The following is a 23,483-nucleotide window of genomic DNA, read 5'->3' as shown; positions in this document are numbered from 1 at the left end:
AATACCAAGGCACTCTCGACATCATGAAAAACCATACCCTAAAAAACATTGTGGTCCTCATCTCGGGTAACGGAAGTAACCTGCAAGCTATCTTGGAAGCTTGCGAAGACAGCATGCCAAACGCACGAGTGGCAGCCGTGTTCTCTAACAAAGCCGATGCTTTTGGTTTAGAACGTGCAAAAAAGTTTGATGTAGACGGTCACTTTGTCGACCCTAAAGCATTCGATTCACGTGAAAGCTTTGATGCAGAGCTAATGAGTCAAATCGATGAATACCAACCAGACGTGATTATTCTGGCGGGCTACATGCGTATTCTGAGCAGCGAGTTTGTTTCTCATTACATGGGTAAGATGATCAATATCCACCCTTCTCTTCTACCAAAATATCCTGGGCTACACACACACCAGAGAGCAATTGATGCTGGCGATAAAGAACATGGTACGAGTGTGCACTTTGTAACGGAAGAGCTTGATGGTGGCCCTGTCATACTGCAAGCAAAAGTTCCGGTATTCGAAGACGATAATGCTAGTGTACTTGCAGCGCGTGTTCAGGCTCAGGAGCACCGAATCTACCCTATGGTGGCTAAGTGGCTGGTAGACGAGCGGTTGATCATGAAGGATGGTAAAGCCTATTTAGATGGCGCAGAGCTTGGCACACACGGCTACGCCTCCGATGAGTCGTCCTGAATACCAAACTCCAAACACAAAAGAGCAGCCTGAGAGCTGCCTTTTGTTATTTTGAAACATATAAACTTGATTCAAGAAAGCCGTAGTGAGACTAGAAACCTAAAACCCAACATTCTAAAAAATCCCATAACCACTTGAGTAACACGACACTCGGAAAGTAGATTCTGAGTCTGGTTCGTTCCTCACCGTTCAGAATAACGTGGTGTTTTATGAGAAATTTCTATCAGTTACATCTTTCCAGCAAGCCTTAGCGAGACTAGGAAGCTAGAAAGTATGAGAGTTCACCAGTATCCGCCCTCGGTTGAAAACGTATAAAAATAAAGCTCGCGATTAAGCGAGCTTTACGAGTTGTTCCGAATTAACCGCTATTCTAACGGCTCAGTTGGCGCCTGATTGCCCGGTTTCGCCGCTGCAAACGGCACATTCACCAGTTCAGAGGCATTGTTTTTCACTAGTTCACCTAGGTGAAACAAGCCGTACTCGCCAGGTTTCATCCGCTGCCAAGCTTCGTTACCCGTTAAAGGTTGAGTCGCGATCACAGAAACAATGTCATGTGGCGTTGTTTCTTCTTGGAAGTTAATTTCCACATCTTCATCAAGCAAAGCGGCTTTACCAAACGGTGCGCGTCTTGTGATCCAATACAAATGATTGGTGCAATACGTCATTACATACTCACCATCACTCAGAAGCATGTTAAATACACCCTTCTCTCTTAGCTCATCACAACATTTAGCAACATATAAGAATACCGATTCCATATCCTTTGGTGGCTCAGGATATCGATCTTCCATTTGCTTCAACAACCAGCAAAATGCCAGTTCACTATCTGTCTCACCGACAGGTCGATGTCGGCCCGTATGCAAGTCTTGGTAGCCAGAGAGCTGACCGTTGTGCGCAAACGTCCAATACCTCCCCCACAGCTCACGTGTAAAAGGGTGAGTATTTTCTAAATTAACGCCGCCACGATTCGCCTGTCGGATATGGCTAACGACAGCGCGACTTTTGATGGGATAATTTTGCACTAACTCTGCAATTTGCGACTCACAACTTGGCTTGGGATCTTTGAAAGTTCGAAAACCTTTCCCTTCGTAGAAGGTAATTCCCCATCCGTCACGGTGTGGGCCAGTTCGACCTCCACGCTGCATGAGCCCGGTAAAACTGAAACAAATATCCGTCGGAACATTAGCGCTCATACCGAGCAATTCACACATGATTAAAAAAACTCCCTAACAACACAGCTCGAAAAGGTGGCTGTGAAACGACTATTCCATCTCTTTTTCAATCAACTGAATGATGATATGAATAATCTTAATATGAATTTCCTGAATACGATCCGCATAACCAAAGTGTGGCACGCGGATTTCAATATCGGCAAGCCCTGCCATTTTGCCGCCATCTTTGCCTGTTAGCGCAATCGTCTTCATGCCTTTCGCTTGCGCCGCTTCAATCGCTTTCAGGATGTTACCTGAGTTACCTGAAGTCGACAGACCAAACAGTACGTCACCTTTTCGACCAACGGCTTCTACATAACGGGAAAACACGAAGTCATAACCAAAGTCATTACTCACGCAAGAAAGGTGGCTTGGATCTGAAATAGCAATACCAGCATAGCCAGGACGGTTTTCTCGGTAACGGCCTGTTAACTCTTCGGCAAAGTGCATCGAATCACAGTGAGAACCACCGTTACCACATGACAGTACTTTACCATCTTGCTTGAATGAGTCAGCAATCATTTTCGCCGCTGCTTCGATTTGCGCAATGTTATGGTCATCGCTTAAAAATTTGTTGAGCACTTCAGCAGCTTCGTTTAATTCACTTCTAATCAGATCATGGTACATAAGACGTTCTCTTTATTATTTCGGCTTCAGTCAGTCCTAGATTCACTGAGCAAATTGTTCTGATACCAATTTGGTATCGGACATTTCATAAACCTGAACTCGGGTTTGATTACTCTGAGTTTACCCACAAACGAGAATTAGTGTCGATAGTGAACCAACAGATTTAGATTGGTGATGGTAATAAACTTGTCAACTTGCTCATGAAACCATCACTCAAATCGCACTTTAGAACTTTAACTCTACTTAGATCACTTTTTATCCAATCTTATGTTTTACATTTCCTTAATATTTTGATTACACTTAAACCAACTGGTTAGACCTCTTACCTAACATACAGACGTACAACACTTATAAAGTCTGAAAAGGAAAATACATATGGACATCTTGCTCTCAATCATCACGATGACGGTCGTGCTAGGCATTACGCTCTACCACCGCATGTCTCTCGTGAAATCTATTAGTTTACTCACAGCAGCTATGTTAGCGCTCACAGTAATAGGCGCGGTTGGCGTTACTGGTTGGGCTATTTACGTTCTTGCTGCCGCTGTATCCGCGGTTCCTGGCGTACGTCAGTCTTTGATAAGCCGCAAAGCATTAGCGCTTTTCAAGAAAGTGCTGCCAGCTATGTCTCAAACCGAAAAAGAAGCGTTAGACGCAGGTACCGTCTGGTGGGAAGCCGAGCTATTTAAAGGCAAACCAGAGTGGCAAAAGCTTCACGCAATTCAAGCACCTAAATTAAGTGCAGAAGAACAAGCCTTTTTAGACGGTCCAGTGAATGAAGTGTGTGCCATGGTGAGCGATTTCCAAGTGACTCACGAACTCGCGGACTTACCGCCAGAAGTATGGCAATACCTGAAAGATCACAAATTCTTCGCCATGATCATTAAGAAAAAGTACGGTGGTCTTGAGTTCTCAGCATACGCTCAATCACTAGTACTACAAAAACTAACGGGTGTTTCTGGCGTTCTATCGTCTACCGTTGGTGTTCCTAACTCTTTGGGTCCTGGTGAGCTACTGCAACACTACGGTACTGAAGATCAGAAAAACCATTACTTACCGCGCCTAGCTGAAGGTAAGGAAATCCCTTGTTTCGCCCTAACAAGTCCAGAAGCGGGCTCTGACGCTGGATCTATTCCAGATTACGGTGTGGTCTGTAAAGGCGAATGGGAAGGAAAAGAAGTACTGGGTATGCGCCTGACTTGGAACAAGCGCTACATCACCCTAGCGCCAGTCGCAACGGTACTAGGTTTAGCATTTAAACTTCGCGATCCTGAAGGTTTGCTAGGCGACAAAGAAGATCTTGGCATCACTTGTGCGCTTATCCCAACTGATGTCAAAGGTGTTGAGATTGGTAACCGACACTTCCCGCTCAATGTGCCATTCCAAAATGGTCCAACGAGCGGTAAAGACATCTTTGTTCCTATCGATTTCATTATCGGTGGTGAAAAAATGGCGGGCCAAGGTTGGCGTATGCTGGTTGAGTGTTTGTCGGTTGGACGTGGTATCACACTACCTTCAAACTCAACAGGTGGCATCAAAACTGCCGCAATGGCCACAGGTGCTTACTCACGCATTCGTCGCCAGTTCAAACAGCCAATCGGCCACATGGAAGGGGTTGAAGAGCCATTAGCGCGTCTAGGTGGTAACGCCTACGTAATGGACGCGGCAAGCAACTTAACCGTGGCAGGTATCGACCTAGGTGAAAAACCTTCGGTTATCTCAGCTATCGTGAAGTACCACTGTACTCATCGCGGTCAGCAAAGCATCATCGACGCAATGGACATCGTAGGCGGTAAAGGGATCTGTATGGGACCTTCTAACTTCCTAGCGCGTGGTTACCAAGGTGCACCAATCGCGGTAACGGTTGAGGGTGCAAACATCCTAACTCGTTCAATGATCATCTTTGGTCAAGGTGCGATTCGTTGTCACCCTTACGTTCTTGAAGAAATGAACGCCGCGTACTCTGATGCCAGTGACTCTGTAGAGAAGTTTGATAAAGCGCTTGCTGGTCACGTGAGCTTTACCATGAGTAACCTCGTACGCAGTATCTGGTTTGGTTTAAGCGACGGTTTAGGTTCTTCATCACCAACCAAAGATGCAACCAAGCGTTACTACCAACAATTGAACCGTTACAGTGCAAACCTTGCTCTGCTATCGGATATCTCAATGGCAGTGCTAGGTGGCTCTTTGAAGCGTAAAGAGCGTCTATCAGCGCGTCTTGGTGACATTCTAAGCCAGCTATATTTAAGCTCTGCGGCGTTGAAACGTTTCGAGCAAGATGGCCGCCCAGTCGAAGATTTACCATTAGTACACTGGGGTCTACAAGACAGTTTGAAACAAGCGGAAGTGGCGGTAGACGAATTCTTAGCAAACTTCCCGAACAAAGTGATTGGTCGTGCACTGCGCGTGTTAATCATGCCATTCGGTCGTGTACGCAAAGCGCCAAGCGATAAACTAGACAGCAAAGTGGCGCGCATTCTACAAACGCCTAGTGCAACGCGCTCACGCATTGGTCGCGGTCAGTACCTTGAACCAACCGAGCACAACGCAGCAGGTAAGATTGAGCTTGCCCTGTCTGTGATTCTTCAAGCTGAGCCTGTGTTTGACAAGGTATGTAAAGCGCAAGGTAAACGCCGTCCATTTATGCGTTTGGATATGATTGCTCAAGAAGGTCTAGAGCAAGGCTTTATCACGCAAGAAGAAGCCGACCTACTAAGAGAAGCTGAACAGCATCGTCTGGATACAATCAACGTTGACGACTTCGAGCCGGAATTGCTCGCCGCAAAGCCGCTATACCCTCAGATGGATAGCGTTGCCTAACTCTCTAATCTGAAACCATAAAACGGGAGTGACAACTCCCGTTTTTTATTGCTACCAGAATAGCGTTCATAATACCTCACACCACGAAGAACCTCTGCGCAAGCGCAATAAAATCCACGCACTCCGACCCTTCCCCCGATTTCCAGTGATAACTAACTCACAGACGTTCCAAGCAAGCGGTGTATACTTTTAAGTAACTCACTCACATATATGGTAAATCCGTTGGCTAAAATATTATTCGCACAGTGGTTCCCAGGGCTTGTTCAGCTTAAGCATTATCAAAAAGAATGGTTTGTTAACGACTTTAGAGCCGCCTTTTCTGTTGTCGCGGTTGCCCTGCCAGTCGCCATTGCTTATGCACAGCTAACCGGTGTATCCGCAATTGTCGGTCTGTACTCGTGTGTACTGCCAATGTTGGTATACGCCATGATGGGCACATCTCGACAACTCATTGTCGGACCTGATGCAGCAACCTGTGCAGTGATTGCCGCCGTTGTTACGCCGCTTGCCGCGGGTGATCCTACAAAACATTGGCAGTTAGTCATGACCATGACAGCGATGACTGGTATTTGGTGTGTACTGGCCAGTCGTTTCAAGTTAGGGGTGTTTGCAGACTTCCTTTCTCGCCCGATTCTTTTGGGTCTACTCAACGGTGTCGCTCTCACAATTATCGTTGGTCAGTTTGCCAAAGTGGTCGGTTTGAAATACGAACAACGTTATTTGCTGGAACGCTTATGGGAAGCTCCACAACGATTAACCGAGCTTCATTGGCCTACCGTAACTCTGAGTATCGTGACGGTTGTCGTTTATTTACTCACCAAACGCTACCGACCAACTTGGCCTGCTGCCATGCTGGCGATACTCGTGACTACCGCGTCAGTTTGGTTTTTCCATTTACAAGAGATGGGCGTATCCGTAGTTGGGCTCACTCAAGGTGGTTTCCCTCAGTTTCAAACGCCGGAGTTTGAGCTAGGTGAAGTTCGTGAGCTAGTGGTCCCGGCGCTCAACCTTGCGATTGTCAGCTTTGTTAGCATGATGCTCACCGCGCGCAGTTTCGCCGCTAAAAACGGTTATGATATTGATGCAAATAAAGAGTTTCAGGCGTTGGGCTTTGCCAACATTGCCTCAGCTTTTTCGCAAGGTTTCGCGATAAGCGGCGCTGACTCACGCACAGCGGTAAATGATGCAAATGGCGGTAAATCTCAATTAGTTTCGATTGTCGCCGCAATCACCATTGCCATTATTGCGGTATTTATTTATGAGCCTTTACAGTTTATTCCCATCGCATCACTTGGTGTCGTGTTGATCATCGCATCCTTGTCTCTGCTCGATCTCAAAGCCATTTGGAAATTAAAATCTCGTGACAAAGATGCGTTCTATCTAGCAATCATCACTTTTATTTCTGTTTTGATCGTAGGCGTAATACCGGGGATCACTTTAGCGGTACTGCTAGGGCTATTTCAATTTTTACGTATTGTCATGCGACCGAGTGATCAGCTACTTGGCTTGGATGAAAAAGGCACCATTCGGACCATCGACGACTCAGGAAAAGCTTCGCCTATTCCTGGAATGGTGATTTACCGCTTTAACTCGCCGCTGACTTACTTCAACGCACCTTACTTTAAACGCCGAGTGTTAGAGCAAGTAGAACATCACAAAGACGCAAGTTGCGTTGTCATCGACGCCGTATCGAGCTTTACTCACTTGGATCTCAGTGTGATGGCAACACTGTCAGATATTCACAATACTTTAAAAAAGAGAGGCGTACGCTTAATCCTCGCAGGAAGGAAACGACGCTTACGGCAATGGTGTGAGCTTACTGGTATCAGCACCAGTGAAGGAGGCATCTTACTGCGAGCCGATATGTACCTTGCCATTAAACTTAGTGGCTGTTACATCAGTGCTGTGGGTGAGGGACAAATTCCTACTGTTCAAAAAGAGCCTGATTTAGAGCAGCCACCCAAACCAATTCCAGAAGTGGCTTAAGTAGAAATTTAATATAGAAAACAGGAAATTAAACTCCTGTTTTCTATTGCTTATTTGCACAGCTGAATACGTGTTACACCTTCGGCTTAAACTTTTTTGTCATCCCTTGGCTTTTAGGAGCCACCAGCCTATAACCAAGCTTTTTGTAAAAGACCGGCTCATCAGCAATCATAGAAACGTAAGAGCCTTCAAGTGCAACAGAAGAAAGATAACCGTCGATGTATTCCATGACTTTTCTACCTAACCCGTTACCTTGATAATCAGGGTCAACGGCAACGTCGACAATTTCGAAGTTACACGCCCCGTCACCAACAATCCGACCCATTGCAATGAGCTTTCCTTCATCCCGGACAGATACGCCATATAACGAATTGGGTAGACCAATTTCAGCAGCTTTCAACGATTTGGGTGATAGCCCGGCTTTGACGCGCATATCACAGTATTCTTTCGGGCTTGGCACGTGCTCTTCATATCTTATTGTCATTATGTACGACTCCTTTGTATCACCTTGGAGCTTACATAACCAAACTGTATAAATAAACAGTTAAAATTGGAAAGATGTTCCCATTAAGCACACAAAATGTCGGGTCTCGAAAAGAAGCCACCGACAACTCTGACGCCATAATAGATATAAGTCGCTCTGAAGCTAGACATTCCTTTTTCTAAACATATTTCTCTCAGCAACATATCCGCATGCTTTCGAGCACTTTGTGGCAACACCTCTTCCCTCATGAGTTGGTAAAGAGCATCATGAACTAAAGAAGCTTTCATAATGTTTTTTGTGTCTAATGCTGGCCCACTCGCTCCATCCCATGCGTAGCCCTTTTTAATCGTTAACACGCCTTGTTTGGACAAACTAAGAAAAGGGCTGTCATACACCTGACTCACTGAAATGCGAGTCTCAATCTTTTCTTCAGAGTGGAGAGTGTATTTGTACTTCTGACGCTTTTTGTATTTCATAACCTAACAGCCTAGCTAACTTCAGTGGGAGGAACGGAGATGACTCTCAAATTAGAGTTTCTCAGAGAGTTTTTTCAAGTAGGACTTAGCAAGCTCATGGTTATCTCTACTCAACCACTTAATACAATCAAAGAGTTCCCAGATCAGGCCTTGATCACCACTGGTATAAACTGGGAAATCTTCATGCTTTGGCGCAGGTTCATCAGTAACCATGCCCGCAGTCACATCAGCTTTATCAAATAAAGTCTTAAATGGCTTAGAAAGTTTGAAGGGCTCACAGAGATCTAAACAATGAATCTCTGCACTGGTTAGGTCATTAAAAATGTATTTTTTGAAACACGCATTTTCGTTGTGCTCTCCCTCAAGGCGATAAAAAATATCTTTATTAGCTTCAAAGTGGGTAAAGCAAGGCTCTAAGGCTTTATGGAAGTTATTTTGAGTAAAGACAACAATATCAGCATCCGAAATGCGGTCACCTTTTCCTGATGACAATGAACCAAGCAATACCGCAGCAACAACGTCTTTTTCAGAATAAAAGGCATCATAAGCAGACTCAACCAAGGCCTTTTGTCGTGGTAGATGTTCTAGTTCTAACGCTCCAATTGTCATAACTCACTCCGTAGATACGCACTAAAATCAAGTCGAAACGTAAAGAGTATCATGCGAGCTTTATTATGATTAATCAACGTTAAATCATGGTGTTACTTTAAAATAAAATGATTAATGACCATGAGAAACATCAAATTCTGTCTCAAACTTAAACTGAAAAAAAACGGAGCCGATTGGCTCCGTTTCTAGGTTTATGTGTTACTACTATTTCTTTGGCACTTCTAACTGCATCTCTGGCATGGCATCGCGCTTCGCTTTAATTTTGCGCCAGACTATCCATGCAATGATCACAATCAGCAGCATTATCACGTTACCCACCGCGATAATAATCATGCTGCGCTTACGCTCAGCCTCCCGCTCAGCAATAATTTGCTTTTCCATTTCAATACGGCGCTGCTCGGCTAATTCAGCTTCTTTTGCAATTCGAGCGGCTTCTAGATCAACTTCATCAACAACACTGAAGGTTTGCTCTGGAATAGGAAACACCAGTGGACGTTGCGTCGCAAAATCAGTGGCAAAGATCTCGCCGCGCCATGCGTATTTACCAAGCTCAGCGTCGTTATTGAGGTTCAGCGTGGTTCTCATTCCATCTTTAGAAACCTGGCCTTGGCTGTAGCTAACAAAGCCATCAGGTGCATCTTGTTCCACCGTGACTGCGATTGAGCCTGGCGCGATCATACCTTGCTCACCACTCACCACCAATTGGTGTGGTTTGTCAGGATTGCGCGCCTGAATAAAAGTACGAGAAATTGGGTTCGGATAAACCAAGATGACTTGCTCTTGCGCTCGTAAGAATACGCCATTACCAGAGGTGATTCGCGCACGGTACTTACCGGGCTCAACGTCTATTGGTAGTTGGACAGTGAACACACCATCTCCTGCTTTTTCATCCAAGCCGCGGCCATCATCAGCAAACTCACCCACAACCATCGGCACTGGACGTGCTTCTTTGATCAACTCATCTTCATTTTCGACAAACTTGGTAAATGTCACGCGCAGATTCACGCGGTCAAGGAAGTCGCGCAGTACAAGAGGTTTGTCGTCGGAGGTTAGGCGAGCTGTAAACTTAAGCGCTTCCCCATTATATAATCGGTTTGGGAACACATCCGTGCTGAGCTTTAAGTGAGAAATTAAGCGGATGTTATTTTTAGGAGTGACTTTCCCCACAGCCTGCCATGGGCCTGGCATAGGGTTGTCAACGGAGATAATATCGAGTGAGGCTTCTTGGTACCAACGTACATTGTCGTAGGCGTCCCAAGCATAGTACTTTTTACCGTCAGGGCGGACTAAAACAACTGGCTGAGAACTTTGCTCACGATAAACTAAAAAAGTGATCTGCTCGATGGTTGGATCCACTCGAAAGCGATTGTCTAACAAAGACATAGCAGATTCACTCGATGCACTCGAGAGACTACTCCATATCGCTAAAAACGCGACCAACAAAGCCCTCAGCATAGCTTCTCCTATTGATGCCAAATACAGTCGTTCACCAACTCTAATCTTTTTTGGTGAGCTTCTAGTTCATCGGCACTTGCGCGCAAAACCTTTAGCGCTTTTCTTCCTTCAATACGGCGAATGGTTTCTACCCCACCCTCTTGTTTATTCGCGTTAAATTCTAGACTCGTTTGACCACCCGTCATAAAGAGGTAAACGTCGGCTAGAATCTCCGCATCGAGCAAAGCTCCGTGGAGTGTACGGTGCGAGTTATCAATACCGTAGCGTTCACATAAGATATCAAGGTTGTTTCGCTTGCCAGGGAAGATTTTCTTCGCCATAGCAAGGGTATCGGTCACCTTGCAGTAGTCGTCCGTTTTGCCGATGTTAGGATCGAGCATGCCAAACTCGTAATCCATAAAGCCCGTATCGAAGGGCGCATTGTGGGCAACAAGTTCGGCGCCTTTAATAAACTCAAGAAACTCTTGGTGCACGCTCGCGTATTCCGGCTTATCAACCAAGAATTCATCCGTAATACCGTGAACTTCAACCGCTTCTGGTTGGATTTCACGATCGGGTTTTAAATAAACGTGGAAGTGACGACCAGTCAGCTTACGGTTGATGATCTCCACGGCACCGATTTCAATAATGCGGTGTCCCATGTAGTGAGGACCACCCTCGCGGTTCATACCTGTGGTTTCGGTATCGAGAACGACAATGCGGTTATATTCAGAATTGCTGCTGGTATTCATAAGGTTATGTATGTCAGACTATGCTTTATTAAATGTTTCGGCTAATAGTACCAAAAAATATGACCAAACACGTTGAGATTTTCACTGACGGTTCTTGTTTAGGTAACCCAGGACCAGGTGGTTACGGCATTGTATTGCGTTACAAAGACGTAGAAAAGACGCTTTCCAAAGGCTACACGTTAACCACCAACAACCGCATGGAAATGTTGGCGGCTGTCGTCGCGCTGCAGACGTTAAAACAACCTTGCAAAGTCACTTTAACGACTGACAGTCAATATGTGCGCCAAGGTATTACTCAGTGGATCCATAACTGGAAGAAGCGTGGCTGGAAAACAGCGGATAAAAAACCCGTGAAGAATGCCGATCTATGGCAAGCTCTAGACAAAGAAACCGCACGCCATCAAGTTGAATGGCACTGGGTAAAAGGCCACGCTGGTCATCGTGAGAATGAAATTTGTGATGAGCTAGCCCGTACCGCCGCAGAAAACCCAACCGAGGAAGATACTGGTTACCAACCCTCTTAACGAGATTCTTTCCTCATAGTATTGCCCTCTCGATTCATCACCCCTAGTGGTGTGAGCTTTTTCTTCAAACGCCAATGCGGTTTGATAGGCTTGAGAGGGTATGTTCGTTTCCGTGCCACAATGTAATACAAACTCCCTGCAGGTGACGCCCAATCACCGAGACTGTTTTCCAACCATGTCCACATTGTGCGGTAGCGCTTCATCGGAAACAGCGCGTAACGATCGCAATGAATCACTTGATAATTAAGTAACCCTAACCAGTCGTTGATGCGGTTCGACGTAAACATTCGTCCACTCCAAGGCAAATTATGTTTACGCCAAGGAAGAAAACTCGCTAATCCAGTCAAACTTAGTGGGTTAAATCCAGTGATTATCAAATAACCATCATCCATCATCACTCTATCGACTTCCCGTAGCAAACGGTGTGGATCACTTGCATAGTCGAGCTGATGAGCGAGAATCACAACATCAAAGCTTTTTTCCAAAAAGGGCAATTCGTAACCATCTGCAATCACATTATGCAACGGGTTCTGGATATCTACGTTGACTTGGTGTTGAATGTTACAATTACAGCTGGTTAGCTCACAGCTCAACCCGCCCAGTTTGAGCATATGGTAACCGAAGAGTTTCGGACACCATTCATCAAGTCGGGTCTGGATTGACTCAAGCACCCACGGACCGTTGTTCATTGCTGACCAAGTCGACGGGTGTGGTATAGTTTTGTTGCTGAGTGCTGGTTTCATTAACCACCTGACTAAAATGGGTGACGGAGAACGAATCGTGTTAGAGATCAAAAGCATACCCGCATTTAATGATAATTACATCTGGCTGATACAAAATAGCGATAAACGTTGCGCAGTCGTTGATCCGGGCGATGCGAAGCCAGTGTTAGAATACTTGCAGGCTAACGAATTAACTTTAGAAGCGATTTTAATTACGCACCACCACAACGATCACATTGGTGGCGTTCCAGACTTAGTGCGTGCCTTTCCTGAAGTCGCCGTTGTGGGCCCGAAATCTGAACCAATTCCAACCCTAACCACCCCCATGGAAGAAGGCGACAAACTGGAGTTATTTGGCGAAATCTTTTTGGTGCTAGGTTTACCAGGCCATACCTTAGGTCATATCGGTTACGTTGGAGACGGAAAACTGTTTTGCGGTGACGTGTTGTTTTCCGCAGGCTGCGGTCGTGTTTTTGAAGGTACGCCAGAGCAAATGTTTGAGTCACTAAACAAGCTAACGTCTCTACCAGAAGAAACTCAAGTCTTCTGCGCGCATGAATACACCGCGAGTAACGTGGCGTTTGCTTTAGCGGTTGAGCCTGATAATGAGCAGCTCCGTCAATATCGCGATGATGTAAACCGACTGCGAGCTCTAAACATTCCGACACTTCCAACAACAATACGCAAAGAAAAGTGGATTAATCCGTTCTTGCGAACCACCAATCCTGACGTGGTTCAATCTGTTGCTAGTCGCATTAAAAATAGCGATCCATGCTCGGTTTTTACTGCTTTGCGTGAGTGGAAGAACGAATTTTAACCATTTTCTGCTTGTAAGTTTGCAAGACCCCAGTATTATCAGGGGCTGATTTTTCGAGAAGCGCCACTGGCGCTTCTCTTACGTTTGGGGTTGATATAAATCTATTTGAATTTCTCCCCATTGCATAATTTAGAAGCTCTTTGCCTCTATTAATTAGTTAGTGTTTAAAAGATGTCTATTATCTTGCGACTGCCACGCACATTGTGTTGCGCGACAGGCAGGTGAAGATAAAAAGGCCCTAAATAGGCTGAATCCATGCGTTTGAAGTATACCTGGGCGTTGGCGTTGTTATTATCTGGCTGTCAATTGACTCAGTCAGACTCAACGTCTTCTACACCAGAAGCCAATAAATCTGAGCAGACTGCAAAACAAAATGCAGCGAAGGCTCAACCGGGCAACACATCGTCTTTAGCAAAAAAATCCGCTAACGACGCGCCTAAAGTTCTTTCCCCTCAGGAACAAGAAGATGTATGGCAACGTATCGCCATGCAACTTGAAATGGATATCCCAAACCATAAGAAAGTGGACTACTACCGTACGTGGTATCTAAAGCACCCGAATCACCTTTACACGGTGTCTAAGCGTGCGACTCCTTTTCTATACATGATCACAAAACGTATCGAAGAGCGTGGACTTCCAATGGAGCTTGCTTTGCTTCCTGTGGTGGAAAGCTCATTCGATGCCTTTGCCTACTCACACGGTAGTGCAGCTGGATTGTGGCAATTTGTCCCTGGCACCGGAAAGATGATGGGACTAGAGCAAAACTACTGGTATGACGGTCGCCGAGATGTGGCAGCAGCAACGGATGCCGCGCTGGACTACCTTGTACAACTAAACGAGCGTTTTGATGGTAGCTGGGAGCATGCAATTGCCGCTTACAATAGTGGTGGTGGCCGTGTTTCTAGCGCAATTCGTAAGAATAAAAAGCTCGGTAAACCTATCGATTTCTTCTCATTGGACTTACCAAAAGAGACCAGCAGTTACGTTCCTAAGCTGCTAGCTTTGGCTGACGTCATCGCAAACCAAGACAAGTACGGACTTAATATTCCTGCGATTCCAAACAAACCTGTTCTAACGCTTGTCGATCCGAAAGAACAGCTTGATCTGGCCATTGCAGCAGATTATGCCGGCATTGGTGTGAAAGAGTTACAAAGTTACAACCCTGCATACAACCAATGGTCAACTGCGCCTGAAGGGCCGCACCAACTTTTGATTCCGGTAGAGAAAAAAGAGGCTTTTCTCACTAAGGTGGAGAAAAACCGTGGTAAAGGGATGAAGGTCGCTCGCTACAAGGTGAAGTCTGGTGACTCTTTAAGTGTGCTAGCTAATAAATACGGCACAACCACAAAAGTGATTCGACGTGCAAACGGTCTGTCGAATAACAATATTCGTATTGGCCAATACCTACTGATTCCGACGTCAACAAAAGACGATGCGAAATACGCACTAACGGCACAAAATCGATTAAGCAAGACTCAATCACGTGCTCGTGGACAACTCAAGCTCACTCATGTCGTTCAGTCTGGAGAAAGTTTGTGGTCAATCGCACGTGAAAATAAAGTGTCGTATAAATCGTTAGCAAAATGGAATGGCATGGGCCCTAAAGATCCATTGCGTGTGGGTCAAAAGCTCGTGATTTGGAAGGACTCAGACAAAGGTGCTGTGATCCGTACCGTTTTCTACAACGTTCGCTCCGGTGACACCATTAGCGGCATTGCAAGCAAGTTCAAAGTAAAAACAAACGACATCGTAAAATGGAACTCGCTACACAAGAAAAAATACTTACAACCAGGTCAAAAACTTAAGTTGTACGTTGACGTAACGAAGGTAAGTGTATGAACCCATCAAGCAACCCACTTGTGATGCTGTTGGACATTTTTCGTTCTCCAACATCTTGCTTTCTAGCGCTTTACCAACGCGGCGGATGGGGATGGCAACCGTTCATCTTCTTGATGCTTAGTCCGTTTTTATTCTGGGGCGCTTACTTTTCGAATGTCGATTTCACGTGGCTTAGTGACCAACTAGCCGCGCAGTTTCAGCAAATCGACCCAAAGCAGATTGAGCTATTAGAGCCAAACACGCTAATGGCAAGTGCGATCATCAATGATGTATTCAACCGCTTTGCCACCTTACTGTTGCTTGCGCTTTGGTTCTTTCTTGCAACGAAGGCAAGCAAGCAACAATATGGTTACTGGAAGTGGTTTGCCGCGTCGTGTGCAATCTTATTCCCAGCAGTATTGGGCGATATCGCAAGCTACGCGAGCCTATTGCTCAAGCATGGCCAGGTGATGACTTACGCAGCAGATTTAAACAGCCTCAATGGTCTATTAAAACTGCCGCTTACCAGTGAGTGGTCTCAGTTCGCTAGCTCATTGCCTTTGCTTCTACCTTGGTACATTGTACTCGGCTACGGTGTTGTGCTTACTTGGACTGAGTTTGAACGTGGGCAAGCCTTGGTGATTGCAAGCCTGCCATGGGTATTCTTCTACGTTATTTGGGCGCTTTATATTGTGGTGACCTAAGCTAGTCATCTAACGTAAATGACAGTAACAATGGGTTATGATCGGAAGCGTCGCTCTGCGGCGCTTTCGCGTATTTGAGGGTCAGTCCTCGGTAAAATACGTGATCCAACGGTAATCCCGTTATAAACTGGACTCGATAATCAGGCGAGAACGTCACTTCTTGCAAGTCCGCGGCTTTTAAGGCCTGTCGCATCGCATTAACGCGAGATTCACTCCAACTATTGAAGTCTCCAGCGAATAGGATCGGCCCTGTATGATGCTTTAAAAGCATTTCAAGAGCCGTTAACTGAGAGACATACTCTTGCGTGCCAACCGTGAAGTTAATCGCATGTACATTCACCACAGCGAGTCTCTCGCCATTGCTTAATTGATATTGGCTGTATAGTGCAGACTTGGGTAAACGCAGCCAAGGCTCTTTAGACGTATAAGCACAGGCTTTTTCTGGTTGCCCTTGAGCGATACTAATCACACCCGCACCGCTGCCCAGCGCCTTAAAGGCACTCACTTGGTTGCTGACCCAGTTGCCATCCACCAACCATTGCTTAAAAGATGGTGTCATGCTGGCTTCTTGCAATAACAGCAGCTGCTTATCAGCAGAGAATTCATTGAGTGCGCTTTGCCAATTAGTTCGGCTCTGTTTGTAGATATTCCAGACAAGTACATTGATTTCACCGCCCTGATCCAGAGCTTTTGAGCCGCTAAATTCGATACACCTAATATCCTGCGTCAGCTCTGAGCCTGTTTGAGTAATGATTTGCGGCTGATCTGGTACGGTGAAAATAACCTGGAAGCCGACCAATACCGCCATAATAAGAAAAGCTAACGCCAGAAAAAAACGCTTAAACATACGACAAACCTGAATATACGCACCCTAAAACTGGAACAACCAACCTCGGGTTATTTGATTTCACTGAAAGTAAAAAACAAAAAAGGAGCCACTTGGCTCCCTTTTAGCATAATAAATACGAGACAGGTAACAAGAAACCTTAGATCGCGTCTTCGTCTTCTTCACCAGTACGGATACGAACCACACGCTCAACATCAGTAACAAAGATTTTACCATCACCAATTTTGCCGGTTTGCGCGGTTTCAATGATCGTCTCTACGCATTTATCAGCCACATCTTCCGTTACAACGATTTCGAGCTTCACTTTAGGCAGAAAGTCCACCATGTACTCTGCACCACGGTAAAGCTCGGTGTGACCTTTTTGGCGACCAAAGCCTTTCACTTCAGAGACGGTCATCCCTGTAATGCCAACTTCAGCTAGCGCTTCTCGAACATCATCCAATTTAAATGGCTTGATAATCGCTTCAATTTTTTTCATGTTCATCCCTTAAGCTTCAATCGATTGCGCTTATTATCGTTTAGCGTTTCGCAACATTCAATGTTTGTCTCTGATCCACCAGCGAAAATCCAGATTGAGCAAATTAACATGGCGAATATCGTGAGTTGATAAAACCCCAATGAGGACAGCTCAATGCCCAATCGTCCAAGCTTTTTCAGACTCGCGTTTACTTCAAACTTGCGTAGTAAGCCGCTAGATTTGCGATATCTTCATCAGACAACAGTGAAGCTTGAGCTTGCATAACAGCAGCAAGACCACCTGTTCGCTCTTTGTTTTTATAGGCTTTAATTGAGCTGATAATGTATTGCTCGTTTTGCCCTTTCAGGTTTGGGTAACCCGGAATGACAGCAATGCCGTCGGCGCCATGACACGCAGCGCATACTCCTGCCTTTGCTTGACCTGCTGTGGCATCTCCCGCTGCTAGAGCCTGCCCACTGAGCATGGTTAGCGCCACCATTGCACCCATGATTGTTTTCTTCATTGCTTCACCTAATCAATTATTATTTAAGGATTTTTATATTTTATAATCGACATTGTGGCATGAATTTTCATTACCTGCGCCAAATAAGTTCACAATCTTGACCATTAAACGCCTGATCAACGAACAGATCTGCCACAGCAACGACTCGGTCTTGATACATCAAAATCGGAATTTGACGACGCAGCCAGCTTGGCACATTGTATTCTTGGAATAATTTCTTCAGTTTTCGACTGTGATTACGCGTGGTTGGATGCGCTGATAAGCCTTCCGGATTGAAGGTCACGCGAAGCAATTCTGGCTGACTCGGAAGCGCAATCGTTGCGTTACTAGAACTCGTCGTTAAGGTCAGTTCCCCTAGCCGCTCTGGAAGCGATAAAACGGTATCGACTTGAATCGTACTTTGCCACTCAGTGACGTCAGCGATTTCTGTTACCCAGTAGAGACGATTTCGAAAACGGCGCACTTCACCTTGTTTAAGTTGTAGTTTGGGGTTGGCATCTTGCTGAGCTAATGCGACTTCATTCCAGATAAGATTGAGTTGTACCTGAGTCGGCATACTAGTATTAAGCTTAGCCAGCCACATACGAATCAAGCGCGCACGCGCTAATTCACTGTGCTTAGCCAGTTCTTTAATACTTAAACTTAGATCCGTTTGTAAAGCGCGTTCAAACACCGCGCTCAATAGTTCATCCAATAGCGCTTCTTGTTGAGCACATAAGCTTGCACTGCGCTGAACCGCTTGATGGATACTAGGCCAGCGACCAGACAATTCAGGGATAACACAATGACGAAGAAAGTTACGATCATAACGAGTATCTTGGTTGCTTTCGTCTTCCACCCACTCCAAACCTAATTTAGTAGCCGCGTCTTCGATGGTCTTCCGCTTGATAGTAAGCAATGGTCGAACTAGGGATCCACCAGAAAACGGCATACTCTCCGCCATCGAAGATAACCCTTTTGGCCCGCTGCCTCGCTTAAGAGCAAGGAGAAATGTCTCTAGTTGATCATCAGCATGTTGGCCGGTCAACAGTATATCGCCTTCTTGAATGTACTTAGTTAAGGCTTGATAGCGAGCTTCACGAGCAAGAAGTTCAATACTTTCACCATTGCTGATGTCTAAGCTCACTCGCTCAATCGAGCATGATATGCCCACTTGTTTTGCCCAAAGTAAGCATTTATCGGCCCAATCATCGGCATTCGAGCTCAAACCATGGTGCACATACACAGCGTGACACTCTATCGAATGCGCTTGTTGATAGCGACTGAGTAATTCGAGTAAAAGACGTGAATCCACTCCTCCGCTAAACGCCAAGACAACCTTAGTGCCTGATTGATAGTAGCGGCCGAGAACTTGAGCAAAATGCGGGTAAAGCGATTCCATAAGCGATCCGATAGGTACAAAAAAGGGCTGGACTCTCATCCAACCCTTTCTATTTTAACTGTTATCACTTGAGATATCAGCTAACGCTTAATAGCAATCACCGAAATTAACAGTAACCGTAGCTCATTAGGCGCTGGTAACGACGTTCACGTAGCGTCTCTTCATCCAATTGCTCTAGATCTTCTAGTTGACGAAGTAGTGTCGCTTTCATATTCGCTGCCATTTGAACATGATCGCGATGAGCGCCGCCTAGTGGCTCTTCAATGATTTCGTCGATCAGTTCAAGCTCTTTAAGACGAGGAGCAGTTAGACCCATCGCTTCTGCCGCTTGCGGCGCTTTGTCAGAATCACGCCATAGGATTGAAGCACAACCTTCAGGAGAGATTACTGAGTACGTAGAGTACTGAAGCATGTTCACGTAGTCGCCTACACCAATTGCTAGTGCGCCGCCTGAACCACCTTCACCAACAACGTTACAGATTACTGGCACTTTAAGACCAGACATCACTTTTAGGTTTTTCGCGATAGCTTCAGATTGACCACGTTCTTCTGCGCCCACACCTGGATACGCGCCAGCCGTGTCGATAAATGTGATGATTGGCATATTGAAACGCTCTGCCATTTCCATCAAGCGTAGCGCTTTGCGGTAGCCTTCTGGTTTTGGCATACCAAAGTTACGTTTCACTTTCTCTTTGGTTTCCCGACCTTTTTGATGACCGATGATCATCACAGGACGGCCTTCAAGGCGAGCCATGCCACCCACAATCGCTTTGTCGTCTGCAAACGCGCGGTCACCCGCTAATTCATCAAACTCCTCAAAAGCGTGTTGGATGTAATCCAGCGTGTAAGGACGTAGTGGGTGACGAGCCAGTTGAGCTGTTTCCCATGCGCCTAGGTCGCTGAAGGTTTTTTTCTTCAGCTCTAAGCTTTTCTTCTCAAGCTGTTCGATTTCTTTATCCAGGTCAATCGCAGAATCACCACCGTGGCGAGAGACATCACGTAGTGCTTCAATTTTCGCTTCTAGTTCTGCAATTGGCTTTTCAAATTCAAGAAAGTTTAGGCTCATCTATGAATCCTTGTTTACTCAGCGCCTAACATATTGCGCTGAATTTTTAGTTAAATTCGAGTTCTACCTGGCTTTTGCCAAGTAACTGTTTTAAATCGTCGAGTAATGTATCACTTGGCGTTACTCGCCACTCGGTGCCCAATGTTAACCGCGCTCTGGCGTCGGCACGCTGGTAGTATACATTGACGGGTACGGTTCCGGCTTTGTGCGGTTCTAAAATACGGCTGAACTGCTCAAAAAACTGATCGTTGATCTGAGTTGTATCTATCGATACCGACAAACCACGAGCGTATTTTTCGCGCGCACTGCCGAGATCCATAACTTCACGCGCCGACATTTTAAGGCCACCGTTGAAGTCATCAAAGCTGACCTGTCCAGAAACGACCAAAATTCTGTCTTTTTCGAGAAGTTCAGCGTATCGATCCAGTGCATCTGAGAACAACATCACTTCCATACGACCACTTCGGTCATCCAGTGTCATAATACCAATCCGTGTACCACGCTTGGTCGTCATTACACGAGCGGCAATAACCAGGCCAGCCACCGTGACAGATTGGTCGCGACGCGTAGGTGTTGCGTCTTTTAGTCGACAACTGGTGTATTTGTTTAGTTCCTTTACGTAGGCGTTAATTGGGTGCCCTGTCAAATATAGACCTAGGGTATCACGCTCGCCCTCTAACCACACTTTTTCTGGCCAAGGCGGAACCTGCGTATACTTATGCTCTACTTCTTCAGGCGCATCCGTTAGCACACCAAACATATCCGTTTGACCAAACGCCTCAGCTTGGTGATGTTGACTTGCTGCTTTTACCGCATCATTGAGTGACGCCATCATCGCCGCGCGGTGTGGGCCTAGTCGATCCAACGCGCCCGCGTAAATCAGCTTCTCTATCACTCGTTTATTGACGCGTTTTAGATCAACTCGAGCACAGAAATCAAATAGGTCTTTAAAGTGACCACCTTTATTTCTCGCCTCAAGAATCGCATCGATAGGACCTTCACCTACCCCTTTTATCGCACCAATACCGTAAACAATTGCGCCATTTTCATCAACATTAAAGCGATATAGGCCAGAGTTGATGTCTGGTGGCAGCACGGTGAGCTTCATACGGAAACACTCATCGACCAAGCCAACGACTTTTTCCGTGTTATCCATATCGGCTGTCATTACCGCAGCCATAAATTCGGCAGGATAATGTGTTTTCAGCCAAAGAGTCTGATAAGAAACCAATGCATAAGCAGCAGAGTGTGATTTGTTAAAGCCATAACCGGCGAACTTCTCTACCAAGTCGAAGATTTTCATCGCCAACTCGCCATCGATACCGTTCTTTATCGCACCTTCTTCAAAGATAGCACGTTGTTTTGCCATCTCTTCTGGCTTTTTCTTACCCATTGCACGGCGGAGCATGTCCGCACCACCTAGCGTGTAACCCGCTAAGATCTGCGCAATCTGCATTACCTGCTCTTGGTACAGGATGATGCCGTAGGTTGGATCAAGCGTCTCTTTTAGCGACTCGTGTTGCCACTTTTCATCTGGATAAGAGATCGCTTCTCGACCATGTTTACGGTCGATAAAGTTATCTACCATGCCCGATTGCAAAGGACCCGGACGGAAGAGTGCTACCAATGCGATAATGTCTTCGAAACAGTCTGGCTGAAGTCGTTTGATCAGCTCTTTCATGCCCCGAGATTCAAGCTGGAATACTGCTGTCGTTTCAGAGTTTTGCAACAAACGGAAAGAGGCAGGATCTTCTAACGGTATGGATTCAATTTGAACCGGTTCTTTACCTTCTCGCTCTAGACGTGGGTTAATCAGCCCTAACGCCCAATCAATAATGGTTAAGGTACGTAAACCCAAGAAGTCAAACTTAACTAGGCCAGCGGTCTCAACATCGTTTTTATCAAATTGAGTAACCGGAAAGTGACCTTCAGCGTCTGCATAAATTGGTGCAAAATCGGTAATTGTTGTAGGTGAAATTACAACGCCACCAGCGTGTTTACCGGCGTTTCGCGTACAACCTTCCAAAATATGACACATGTCGATGAGTTCTTTAACTTCCTCATCGGCCTCATACAATTCAGGTAGCGCAGGTTCAGCTTTAAACGCCTTATCTAGCGTCATGCCTGGATCAGGCGGGATCAGCTTTGAAATACGATCAACAAAACCAAATGGATGACCCAATACGCGGCCAACGTCACGGATTACCGCTTTTGCCGCCATGGTACCAAACGTGATGATCTGAGACACCGCGTCGCGACCGTACATTTCCGCAACGTGGTCAATAACCTGGTCACGTTTATCCATACAGAAATCGACGTCGAAATCGGGCATCGAGACACGTTCTGGGTTCAAGAAACGTTCGAACAGTAAGTCGTATTCTAATGGATCCAGGTCGGTGATTTTTAATGCGTAAGCCACCAAAGAGCCGGCACCGGAACCACGTCCAGGACCTACAGGAATTCCATTATCTTTTGACCACTGGATGAACTCCATTACGATCAAGAAGTAACCAGGGAATCCCATTTGGTTGATAACATCTAGCTCTATCTGAAGACGTTCATCATATTCAGGGCGACGACGTTTCCTCTCTTCCTCATCTGGAAATAGGAACTCTAAACGCTCTTCCAAGCCCTCTCGGGATTTCATGACTAAGAACTCAGTCTCTTTCATCCCTTCAGTTGGGAAGGCTGGTAGGAAGTACTCCCCTAAGCGCACAGTCACGTTACAACGCTTCGCTATCTCGACACTGTTTTCTAACGCTTCAGGAATATCAGCAAACAGCTCGCACATTTCTTCTTCTGTACGAAGATATTGCTGCGGACTGTAGTTTTTTGGCCTACGCGGATCTTCTAATGTGTAACCATCGTGAATCGCTACGCGTATTTCATGAGCATCAAATAGGTCTGGACTCAGGAATACAACTTCATTGGTCGCCACTACTGGCAAGTCTTGCTGCTCTGCCAATTCAACTGCAAAGTGAAGATAAGTCTCTTCATCTGGACGACCGGTACGAAGTAACTCAAGATAAAAGCGATCTGGAAAATGCTGTTTATAAAAATCAACACACCCTTGCACTATTTGACGGTTGCCTTTCAAAAGGCCGCGACCAATTTCCCCGCTTTTACCGCCGGATAATACAATCAGGCCTTCAGACATTTCAGCCAACCAGGCTTTATCAATCACCGGGTGGTGTTGAACATGTCCACGTAAGTACGCTTTTGATATCAATAACGTCAGGTTCTTATAACCTACATTATCCGCCGCAAGCAAAGTCACTTGTGTCAGCTCTTCACCAAACTCGTCCGACTGCATTTTAAAGTCAGCACCAATGATCGGTTTAACACCACTGCCATGCGCCGTACCGTAAAACTTCACCAAACCACATAGGTTGGTAAAGTCGGTCAACGCCATTGCGGGCATACCGAGCTCAGCAACTTTCTTTACGATTGGCGGAACTTTGTTGAGGCCATCCACCATCGAGAAGTCACTATGAACACGCAGGTGGATGAATTTGGGATCTGACATTAACAGGTACCGT

Annotated in this window: 21 protein-coding genes; 7 read left to right on the top strand and 14 right to left on the bottom strand. The window is 45.8% G+C overall.

Features of this window, described 5'->3' with window-relative positions:
- Nucleotides 1-23: 23 nt before the first annotated feature.
- Nucleotides 24-686, top strand: a complete 663-nt coding sequence (gene purN / locus L3V32_RS07840) for a phosphoribosylglycinamide formyltransferase (RefSeq protein WP_237284079.1) — start codon at nucleotides 24-26, stop codon at nucleotides 684-686.
- A gap of 365 nt (nucleotides 687-1,051) precedes the next feature.
- Here the strand turns inward: purN and L3V32_RS07835 are convergent, their stop codons facing one another.
- Nucleotides 1,052-1,897 (bottom strand): class II glutamine amidotransferase, encoded by an 846-nt coding sequence (locus tag L3V32_RS07835; RefSeq protein WP_006741678.1) that lies wholly within the window; start codon nucleotides 1,895-1,897, stop codon nucleotides 1,052-1,054.
- Between the two features lie 51 nt (nucleotides 1,898-1,948).
- Complete coding sequence (gene lpcA, locus L3V32_RS07830; RefSeq protein ID WP_005380392.1) at nucleotides 1,949-2,524, bottom strand: D-sedoheptulose 7-phosphate isomerase; 576 nt, start codon at nucleotides 2,522-2,524, stop codon at nucleotides 1,949-1,951.
- 375 nt (nucleotides 2,525-2,899) lie between these two features.
- Between lpcA and fadE the strand changes: the two genes are divergently transcribed.
- Together fadE and L3V32_RS07820 are read left to right on the top strand one after the other, a co-directional pair.
- Nucleotides 2,900-5,344 carry an acyl-CoA dehydrogenase FadE gene (gene fadE, locus L3V32_RS07825; RefSeq protein ID WP_237284078.1) on the top strand — a complete coding sequence of 815 codons (2,445 nt, stop codon included), beginning with the start codon at nucleotides 2,900-2,902 and terminating at the stop codon, nucleotides 5,342-5,344.
- 210 nt (nucleotides 5,345-5,554) lie between these two features.
- Nucleotides 5,555-7,330, top strand: coding sequence for a SulP family inorganic anion transporter (locus L3V32_RS07820; protein WP_006741676.1), 1,776 nt, complete (start codon nucleotides 5,555-5,557; stop codon nucleotides 7,328-7,330).
- 73 nt (nucleotides 7,331-7,403) lie between these two features.
- On the opposite strand, the gene L3V32_RS07815 is transcribed toward L3V32_RS07820, so the two are convergent.
- From L3V32_RS07815 to dnaQ, 5 genes are all read right to left on the bottom strand, one after another.
- Complete coding sequence (locus L3V32_RS07815) at nucleotides 7,404-7,814, bottom strand: GNAT family N-acetyltransferase (RefSeq protein ID WP_237284077.1); 411 nt, start codon at nucleotides 7,812-7,814, stop codon at nucleotides 7,404-7,406.
- A gap of 83 nt (nucleotides 7,815-7,897) precedes the next feature.
- On the bottom strand, nucleotides 7,898-8,290 hold the full coding sequence (locus tag L3V32_RS07810) for a DUF1353 domain-containing protein (RefSeq protein ID WP_237284076.1): 393 nt from the start codon (nucleotides 8,288-8,290) through the stop codon (nucleotides 7,898-7,900).
- Between the two features lie 51 nt (nucleotides 8,291-8,341).
- A complete protein-coding gene (locus L3V32_RS07805; protein ID WP_237284075.1) occupies nucleotides 8,342-8,899 on the bottom strand; it encodes a hypothetical protein in 558 nt (185 codons plus the stop codon).
- A gap of 204 nt (nucleotides 8,900-9,103) precedes the next feature.
- On the bottom strand, nucleotides 9,104-10,354 hold the full coding sequence (locus tag L3V32_RS07800; protein WP_237284074.1) for a TIGR03503 family protein: 1,251 nt from the start codon (nucleotides 10,352-10,354) through the stop codon (nucleotides 9,104-9,106).
- Nucleotides 10,355-10,362: 8 nt separating this feature from the next.
- Nucleotides 10,363-11,085 (bottom strand): DNA polymerase III subunit epsilon, encoded by a 723-nt coding sequence (dnaQ, locus tag L3V32_RS07795; protein ID WP_005380385.1) that lies wholly within the window; start codon nucleotides 11,083-11,085, stop codon nucleotides 10,363-10,365.
- A gap of 59 nt (nucleotides 11,086-11,144) precedes the next feature.
- Here dnaQ and rnhA point away from each other — a divergent pair, with 59 nt between their 5' ends.
- Nucleotides 11,145-11,609 carry a ribonuclease HI gene (gene rnhA, locus L3V32_RS07790; protein ID WP_012841509.1) on the top strand — a complete coding sequence of 155 codons (465 nt, stop codon included), beginning with the start codon at nucleotides 11,145-11,147 and terminating at the stop codon, nucleotides 11,607-11,609.
- Here the strand turns inward: rnhA and L3V32_RS07785 are convergent.
- Nucleotides 11,606-12,352, bottom strand: a complete 747-nt coding sequence (locus L3V32_RS07785; RefSeq protein WP_237284073.1) for a class I SAM-dependent methyltransferase — start codon at nucleotides 12,350-12,352, stop codon at nucleotides 11,606-11,608. The genes rnhA and L3V32_RS07785 overlap by 4 nt on opposite strands.
- Nucleotides 12,353-12,389: 37 nt before the next feature.
- Between L3V32_RS07785 and gloB the strand changes: the two genes are divergently transcribed.
- From gloB to L3V32_RS07770, 3 genes are all read left to right on the top strand, one after another.
- The gene (gloB, locus tag L3V32_RS07780; protein WP_237284072.1) at nucleotides 12,390-13,148 is read left to right on the top strand and encodes a hydroxyacylglutathione hydrolase; all 759 of its coding nucleotides are present in this window, start codon (nucleotides 12,390-12,392) and stop codon (nucleotides 13,146-13,148) included.
- Nucleotides 13,149-13,403: 255 nt separating this feature from the next.
- Nucleotides 13,404-14,987 (top strand): LysM peptidoglycan-binding domain-containing protein, encoded by a 1,584-nt coding sequence (locus L3V32_RS07775; protein WP_237284071.1) that lies wholly within the window; start codon nucleotides 13,404-13,406, stop codon nucleotides 14,985-14,987.
- Nucleotides 14,984-15,670 carry a YIP1 family protein gene (locus tag L3V32_RS07770; protein ID WP_053809793.1) on the top strand — a complete coding sequence of 229 codons (687 nt, stop codon included), beginning with the start codon at nucleotides 14,984-14,986 and terminating at the stop codon, nucleotides 15,668-15,670. The genes L3V32_RS07775 and L3V32_RS07770 overlap by 4 nt, the downstream gene beginning before the upstream one ends.
- Nucleotide 15,671: 1 nt before the next feature.
- Here the strand turns inward: L3V32_RS07770 and L3V32_RS07765 are convergent, their stop codons facing one another.
- The 6 genes from L3V32_RS07765 to dnaE all read right to left on the bottom strand — a co-directional run bounded on the left by L3V32_RS07765 (nucleotide 15,672) and on the right by dnaE (nucleotide 23,470).
- Entirely contained in the window at nucleotides 15,672-16,517 is an 846-nt protein-coding gene (locus L3V32_RS07765) for an endonuclease/exonuclease/phosphatase family protein (protein WP_237284070.1), read from the bottom strand.
- A gap of 139 nt (nucleotides 16,518-16,656) precedes the next feature.
- Nucleotides 16,657-16,995 carry a nitrogen regulatory protein P-II gene (glnB, locus tag L3V32_RS07760; protein ID WP_005436810.1) on the bottom strand — a complete coding sequence of 113 codons (339 nt, stop codon included), beginning with the start codon at nucleotides 16,993-16,995 and terminating at the stop codon, nucleotides 16,657-16,659.
- A 187-nt stretch (nucleotides 16,996-17,182) separates the two neighbouring features.
- The gene (locus L3V32_RS07755; RefSeq protein ID WP_012841507.1) at nucleotides 17,183-17,497 is read right to left on the bottom strand and encodes a cytochrome c; all 315 of its coding nucleotides are present in this window, start codon (nucleotides 17,495-17,497) and stop codon (nucleotides 17,183-17,185) included.
- Between the two features lie 70 nt (nucleotides 17,498-17,567).
- Nucleotides 17,568-18,878 carry a tRNA lysidine(34) synthetase TilS gene (gene tilS / locus L3V32_RS07750; protein ID WP_203343333.1) on the bottom strand — a complete coding sequence of 437 codons (1,311 nt, stop codon included), beginning with the start codon at nucleotides 18,876-18,878 and terminating at the stop codon, nucleotides 17,568-17,570.
- A 106-nt stretch (nucleotides 18,879-18,984) separates the two neighbouring features.
- Nucleotides 18,985-19,944: an acetyl-CoA carboxylase carboxyl transferase subunit alpha gene (gene accA / locus L3V32_RS07745; protein ID WP_005380365.1), complete on the bottom strand. Its 960-nt coding sequence runs from the start codon at nucleotides 19,942-19,944 to the stop codon at nucleotides 18,985-18,987.
- A gap of 46 nt (nucleotides 19,945-19,990) precedes the next feature.
- On the bottom strand, nucleotides 19,991-23,470 hold the full coding sequence (gene dnaE, locus L3V32_RS07740) for a DNA polymerase III subunit alpha (RefSeq protein ID WP_237284069.1): 3,480 nt from the start codon (nucleotides 23,468-23,470) through the stop codon (nucleotides 19,991-19,993).
- Between the last annotated feature and the right edge of the window lie 13 nt (nucleotides 23,471-23,483).

This window comes from Vibrio sp. J2-4 (genome assembly GCF_021728155.1).
Lineage (GTDB): Bacteria > Pseudomonadota > Gammaproteobacteria > Enterobacterales > Vibrionaceae > Vibrio > Vibrio diabolicus.
The sequence above is the reverse complement of the archived record's forward strand: the minus strand, read 5'-3'. Positions and strand labels throughout refer to the sequence as shown.

Bases quoted from the DNA above. Each gene is read 5' to 3' on its own strand.
- dnaQ (WP_005380385.1), bottom strand. From the start codon at position 11,085: ATGAATACCAGCAGCAATTCTGAATATAACCGCATTGTCGTTCTCGAT.
- dnaE (WP_237284069.1), bottom strand. From the start codon at position 23,470: ATGTCAGATCCCAAATTCATCCACCTGCGTGTTCATAGTGACTTCTCG.
- L3V32_RS07765 (WP_237284070.1), bottom strand. From the start codon at position 16,517: ATGTTTAAGCGTTTTTTTCTGGCGTTAGCTTTTCTTATTATGGCGGTA.
- L3V32_RS07810 (WP_237284076.1), bottom strand. From the start codon at position 8,290: ATGAAATACAAAAAGCGTCAGAAGTACAAATACACTCTCCACTCTGAA.
- tilS (WP_203343333.1), bottom strand. From the start codon at position 18,878: ATGGAATCGCTTTACCCGCATTTTGCTCAAGTTCTCGGCCGCTACTAT.
- purN (WP_237284079.1), top strand. From the start codon at position 24: ATGAAAAACCATACCCTAAAAAACATTGTGGTCCTCATCTCGGGTAAC.
- L3V32_RS07815 (WP_237284077.1), bottom strand. From the start codon at position 7,814: ATGACAATAAGATATGAAGAGCACGTGCCAAGCCCGAAAGAATACTGT.
- L3V32_RS07835 (WP_006741678.1), bottom strand. From the start codon at position 1,897: ATGTGTGAATTGCTCGGTATGAGCGCTAATGTTCCGACGGATATTTGT.
- L3V32_RS07775 (WP_237284071.1), top strand. From the start codon at position 13,404: ATGCGTTTGAAGTATACCTGGGCGTTGGCGTTGTTATTATCTGGCTGT.
- L3V32_RS07755 (WP_012841507.1), bottom strand. From the start codon at position 17,497: ATGAAGAAAACAATCATGGGTGCAATGGTGGCGCTAACCATGCTCAGT.
- accA (WP_005380365.1), bottom strand. From the start codon at position 19,944: ATGAGCCTAAACTTTCTTGAATTTGAAAAGCCAATTGCAGAACTAGAA.
- lpcA (WP_005380392.1), bottom strand. From the start codon at position 2,524: ATGTACCATGATCTGATTAGAAGTGAATTAAACGAAGCTGCTGAAGTG.
- L3V32_RS07770 (WP_053809793.1), top strand. From the start codon at position 14,984: ATGAACCCATCAAGCAACCCACTTGTGATGCTGTTGGACATTTTTCGT.
- L3V32_RS07820 (WP_006741676.1), top strand. From the start codon at position 5,555: ATGGTAAATCCGTTGGCTAAAATATTATTCGCACAGTGGTTCCCAGGG.
- fadE (WP_237284078.1), top strand. From the start codon at position 2,900: ATGGACATCTTGCTCTCAATCATCACGATGACGGTCGTGCTAGGCATT.
- L3V32_RS07785 (WP_237284073.1), bottom strand. From the start codon at position 12,352: ATGAAACCAGCACTCAGCAACAAAACTATACCACACCCGTCGACTTGG.
- glnB (WP_005436810.1), bottom strand. From the start codon at position 16,995: ATGAAAAAAATTGAAGCGATTATCAAGCCATTTAAATTGGATGATGTT.
- L3V32_RS07800 (WP_237284074.1), bottom strand. From the start codon at position 10,354: ATGCTGAGGGCTTTGTTGGTCGCGTTTTTAGCGATATGGAGTAGTCTC.
- rnhA (WP_012841509.1), top strand. From the start codon at position 11,145: ATGACCAAACACGTTGAGATTTTCACTGACGGTTCTTGTTTAGGTAAC.
- L3V32_RS07805 (WP_237284075.1), bottom strand. From the start codon at position 8,899: ATGACAATTGGAGCGTTAGAACTAGAACATCTACCACGACAAAAGGCC.